Consider the following 5,434-nt stretch of genomic DNA (forward strand, 5'->3'; position numbering starts at 1 on the left):
CCCAGACCGCTCCGAGCAGGGCGCGGGTCCCGGCCGCGACCAAAGCGACCAGGCGGATCTGTGGGTATCCGGCCCGGGCATGGCCGCCTGAATGCAGCCCGAACCGTTCGCGGTTGGCATCGGTGTCGGGAACATCGATCCCGGTGCCGTCGATCGCGCACACCAGCAGGCCCCGCCACCGCGCGGCCGCCGCGCCCGGCCCGGCCAGATGGCCGAACAGGGCCCGCAGCGGCGCGGTTCCGAGCCGTTTGCGCGCGTAATACAGCGCCGATCCGCTCGGCCGCGGCCCCGGCCCCAGGCCCGCGGTGAGCTTGTCCCACACCAGGCCCCATCCCAGATGCGCGAACAGCCCGCCAGCCAGCAGCAGATAGACGGTCACCCGAGCCGGGATCAGCCGCGTCCGATGCTGGGTCTTCCCGCACTCGGCGAGCACGGCATCGACCATCTCGAAGGGCACGATCCGGGTCAACTCCCCCAGATGCCCCGGAGCGAAAGCGCCACCAGCGGCACCGATGATGCGGGTTATGGCAGTATGAGAGGACAAGGGGCTCCTTGGAATGATGAACGTGTTGCGACACAACCGTTCTACCAAGAGCCCCTTCCCTCATGCCCACCAGTCAAAGCCAAGCTTGACACCCAAGCCACCGCACTAACTGAACGGCATTGGCCCTAACGCCGCACCGGCTCCCTTGCCGCGTCCACTGCTGAGGCCCACTCCGGCACAGTGCTGCCCGGCGAACCGCCGAGGCCCGACTCGTCGTCGGCGAGGCAGTCTGCGCCGAAGGCGACACCGCCTCAGTTGTAATCCACGCCGCCGAGCCCGTCCGGGTCACGACCGTCGCCGACGACGCGAGAGCCCGGGGGTCTCGAACCTCCCCCGGGCCCCGCTGGGGGCACGGCACTCATATGCGCCGCGCCCGTGCCGGATAAACCTCCGAATACCCGGCCGTCTATTCGTGCGGCGTGTGCTCCGCGAACTTCCACGTCGCCAGCACCGCCGCCACCACGACGAGCCCCATCGCGCCCCGCCAGCCCAGCGCCGGCACGACGAACAGGCTCCCCACGCCCCCGAGGATGCCCGCGAACACCGCCACCGCCGAGACCGCGACCGATCCCGACCCGTCACCGACCTCGGCCGCGGTGACGACGCGCCCGGCGATCGTGACGACCAGCCCGCCCGACACTCCCAGTGCGAATGCCGCGACGAGCATGAACGGGAAGTTCGGCGCGAGTGCGGCGGCGAACGCCGAGACGGTGAGCCCCGCCAGCGCCGCCGAGCCCGTGTAGCGGGCCGGGCCGATCGCGCCGACGCGCCGCGAGGCGTTCGCGGCGGCGATCAGCCCGAGGGCGAGCGCCCCGAGCGGCCAGAGCCTGACGGCACTGGCCGCCGCGAAGTCGGCGGCGACGTCGGTGACGAGGAAGGCGAGCACGGCCGCGGAGGCGAAGGCGGTGGCCTGCGCATACGCCGCCGAGATCACGGGCGCCCACCGCAGTGCGGCGGTGGACCGCCGTGTCGGTGTCTCAGTAGCCATGCCGTCGACGTTATGGGCGAGCGCGAGGGCGGAAGTAGGTCGAACGACTGGTCCCGGTGACTGGGCTCGACCCGGTCTGCCGACCCGGTCGGCGCGGACCCGGTACACCCCAGTCGTTTGACAGATGCGCGCGTTCGGCCAGCGTGGCTACCCTGGAAGGGTCCCCCTGCCATGCCGAGGACTGGAGCCGCCGTGAAGCCCACCGTCCGCCCCGAGACCGGGGCCCAGCATCGGAACGAGACGGTGGACTGCATCGTAGGCGAGGGCACCGCCCCCACCTATTGCGAAGCCCCGTCGCATTCTTCTCGTACGGTCCTCTACGGCCGGGACGCCGAACTCGACTCGATCCAGGCACTGCTCGACGGCGCGCGCCTCGGACACGGCGGCGCGCTGGTGGTGCGCGGCGAGCCGGGCATCGGCAAGTCCGCGATCGTCGACGCCGTCATCCCCCGCGCCGAGGGCTTCACCGTCCTGCGCACCCTCGGCGTCGAAGCCGAGCACACCTGGTCGTACGCGGGCCTCCAGATGCTGCTGCACCCGCTCCTGCACCGCATCGACAATCTGCCCGCAGCGCAGGCCGAGGCACTGCGCACCGCGCTGGGCATGGGCGACGGCACGAGCCGCGCCGCCCAGCGCCTCCAAGTCGGCCTCGCGGTCCTGAACCTCCTGGTGGACGCCTCGGCGCATCGGCCGGTGTACGTCGTGATCGACGACGCGCACTGGCTCGACCGCGACTCCACCGACGCGCTGCTGTTCGCCGCCAGGCGCATGACGACCGAGTCGATCGGCATGGTCCTGGTCGTGCGCGACGGCTTCGCCCCCGAGTTCCCCGCCCCCGGCATCCCCGAACTCACGCTCGGGCCGCTCGACATCGAAGCGTCCCAGGCGATCTTGGACACCCGCTCGGACTCGGTGCCGTTCACCAGCCGCGACTGGATCCTCCGCCTCGCCGAGGGCAATCCTCTGGCGCTCCTCGAACTCCCCGTGGCCGACCACGAGGACCCGCTGCGCACGACCGAGGCCTCCAACAGCCGCTACTCGACGACGTCGCGAATCCGGCAGGCGTTCACCGAGCGCATCATCGCGCTCCCCGAGTCGACGCGGACGCTGCTGCTGGTGGCCGCCGCCGAGGAGACCGGCGAGACCGCCGTGATCGCCGAGGCCGCCGAGAAGCTCGGCGCGAACCTGTGCGACCTCGAACCCGCGGAGATCGACGATCTGGCGCGGTACCACTTGGGCCGCATCGAGTTCGTGCACCCGCTGATCCGCTCCGCCGCGTACCACTCGGCGACCAGGGCCCGCCGCATCGACGCGCACCGGGCGCTGTCCGAGGCGTTCGGCAACGGCGACATCCGCCACGCCCGCCACTTGGCGGCGGCGACGACCGGCCTGGACGAGAAGGCCGCCGCCGCGCTCGAGTCCATCGCGTCCTATGAGGCCGAACGCGGCGGCTGCGTGGCGGAGATGGTCGCCCTCGAGCGCGCCGCGTCGTTCACGCCCGAGTCCGAGGAGCGGGCCCGCAGGCTCGTCGCGGCCTCGCAGACCGCGTACGTCGCCGGCCTGGTGGACAAGGCGGTCGAGCTGGCCGAGAAGGCCGAGCGGCTCACCGAGAACCACGAACTGCTGGCGCGCACCGCGCTCATCCGGGCCACGATCCTCTCGTGGGCGGGGGACGCCGGCGCGTTCGAGGTGTGGATGGCCTCGGCCGAGCACTACGCGGTGAACGGCCACGAGAACACCGGCTACCCGCTGCTGCGCGGTGTGTGGAACGCCTGGGAGACCGGCGATTTCGGCAAAGTGGAGTACGCGAACGAACTGGCGACGCGCTTCGGCGGCTCGAACAACACCTGGGCCAAGCGCCTGGCCCGCGCCGCCGCCGGGCTGAACCGGCGCCCGTGGGTGAACGCGGGCGAGGCGGTGGACGCGCTGCGGAGCCTGTACGACTACTACCAGCCGCTCCATGACGACTTCCGGCGCTTCGACCTGGTGCTGGCCGCGCGCTGGCGGCTGCTGGCCGGGGACGTCCCGGCCGCGCACGCCGCGGCGAGCGAGAAGGTGCGCGACTGCCGCGAGGCGGGCGCGACGAGCCCGTTGATCCAGGCGCTGCTCGTGCAGGCGCAGACGCAGCTCCACTACGGCCGCTACGCGGACGCGCAGTCCGCGGCGACGAGCGCGATCGAGCTCGCGCACGAGCAGCACGACCGCCGGGCCCTGATGCAGGGCCGCGTGTGGGTGCTGCTGCCGATCGCGGCGATCCGCGGCGAGGAGCGGCGCTGCCGCGAGCTGGTGGCCGCCGCGATCGAGGACGCGCCGGAGGACTCGGTGATCCCGGCCGACACCGCGCTGGGGCTGCTGGACCTCGGCCTGGGCCGCCACGAGGCGGCGTTCGACCGGATGCACCGCATCGCCGAGGGCTCCACGCCGATGGAGATCCTCACGCAGGTGCCGACGCTGGTGGAGGCGGCGTTCCGCTGCGGGAGGCTCGGCGAGGTCAAGGAGGTCTTCGGCTGGTTCGCCGACTGGGCCGACGCGACGGGGCGCTCGTACTGGGAGGCCCTGGTGGAGCGGTGCCGGGCGATGCTGGAGCCGGACGACGAGGCGGGCGCGCACTACGCGCGGGCCGTCGAGTTGCACCGCGCCGACGACGTCGACCCGTTCGAGCGGGCCCGCACCGAGCTGGCCTACGGCGAGTGGCTGCGCCGCGAGCGGCGCATCAACGAGGCTAGGGCGCACCTGAGGGAGGCCACGGAGGTGTTCGAGCGCCTCGGCGCCGTGCCGTGGACCGAACGCGCCCAGGGGGAGCTGCGCGCGGCGGGCGACTCCTCGGCGATCGAGGCGAAGCCGGACCTGGCCGAGAAGCTCACGCCGCAGGAACTGCAAGTGGTGCGCCTGGCCGCGGACGGCCTGACGAACCGCCAGATCGGCGAGCAGCTCTTCGTGAGCCCGAGGACGGTGGGCTACCACCTGTACAACGCCTACCCGAAGCTGGGAGTCTCGTCGAGGACCGAGCTGGCCAAGCTCGACCTTTGACCTCCTCTCCGCGATCACCGTCGGCACCGCTTGACCGCGGCGGTGCGGACGTGCCGTTCGGCGTGGTCCGAACCCGTGGGCGTGCGGGCTGATGTCGCCTCTGCCCACGACTGGCGGTGGCGACTGGGATCGGCCGCGGAGCGGACCAGTCGGCGGCCAGTCGGTCGACGGATGCCGCCCAAGTCGGTCCGTCCGTAGCTTCGTTCTCGTTCCCGCAACGAGAAGGAAATGAGCCACACCATGTCCGACAAGCTGAAGCTCGCCGTCATCATCGGTTCGACCCGCGAAGGCCGCTGGGGCCCGATCCCCTCCAAGTGGATCGCCGAGACCGCCGCCCAGCACGGCGGCTTCGAGGTCGACCTGATCGATCTGCTCGACACCGAGCTGCCGCAGCACGTGACCGAACTGGACCTGTGGTCGCGCCCCGGCGAGCCCGGCGCCGCCGTCGCCGGCCTCGGGGAGCGCCTCCACCGCGCCGACGCGTTCGTCATCGTCACTCCCGAGTACAACCACTCCTACCCGGCCCCGCTCAAGCACGCCATCGACTACTACATGGCCGAATGGGCGGCCAAGCCGGTCGGGCTGATCACCTACGGCGGCGGTGCCGGGGGCCAGCGGGCCGCCGAGCACCTGCGCCAGGTCTTTCCCGAGCTGCGCGCCACGACCATCCGCCACACCCTGATGTTCTCGATGTACTGGGAGAAGTTCGACGAGAACGGCCAGTTCACCGGCTTCGGCGACGCCGAGCCGCACGCCAAGGGCTTCCTCGACGAGCTCGAATGGTGGGGCCGGGCCCTGGTCAACGCCCGCAAGCAAGTGCCGCTCCCGGCCTAGCCTTCGCCGAGTGCCGAGTGCCGAGTGCCGAGTGCCGA

At 71.9% G+C, this 5,434-nt stretch carries 4 protein-coding genes; 2 read left to right on the forward strand and 2 right to left on the reverse strand.

Annotated elements, in window-relative coordinates:
* The coding region (locus tag H613_RS0122955; RefSeq protein ID WP_169732028.1) for a transposase domain-containing protein at window positions 1-457 on the reverse strand (457 nt) is incomplete at its 3' end.
* A gap of 493 nt (window positions 458-950) precedes the next feature.
* Window positions 951-1,532: a hypothetical protein gene (locus H613_RS0122960; RefSeq protein WP_156926222.1), complete on the reverse strand. Its 582-nt coding sequence runs from the start codon at window positions 1,530-1,532 to the stop codon at window positions 951-953.
* Between the two features lie 171 nt (window positions 1,533-1,703).
* On the opposite strand from H613_RS0122960, the gene H613_RS0122965 reads away from it, so the two are divergent.
* Together H613_RS0122965 and H613_RS0122970 are read left to right on the forward strand one after the other, a co-directional pair.
* Entirely contained in the window at window positions 1,704-4,562 is a 2,859-nt protein-coding gene (locus H613_RS0122965; RefSeq protein ID WP_084546902.1) for a helix-turn-helix transcriptional regulator, read from the forward strand.
* Between the two features lie 240 nt (window positions 4,563-4,802).
* On the forward strand, window positions 4,803-5,396 hold the full coding sequence (locus H613_RS0122970; RefSeq protein ID WP_084546920.1) for an NADPH-dependent FMN reductase: 594 nt from the start codon (window positions 4,803-4,805) through the stop codon (window positions 5,394-5,396).
* Window positions 5,397-5,434: the final 38 nt, after the last annotated feature.

The organism is Glycomyces arizonensis DSM 44726 (genome assembly GCF_000482705.1).
GTDB classification, from domain to species: domain Bacteria; phylum Actinomycetota; class Actinomycetes; order Mycobacteriales; family Micromonosporaceae; genus Glycomyces; species Glycomyces arizonensis.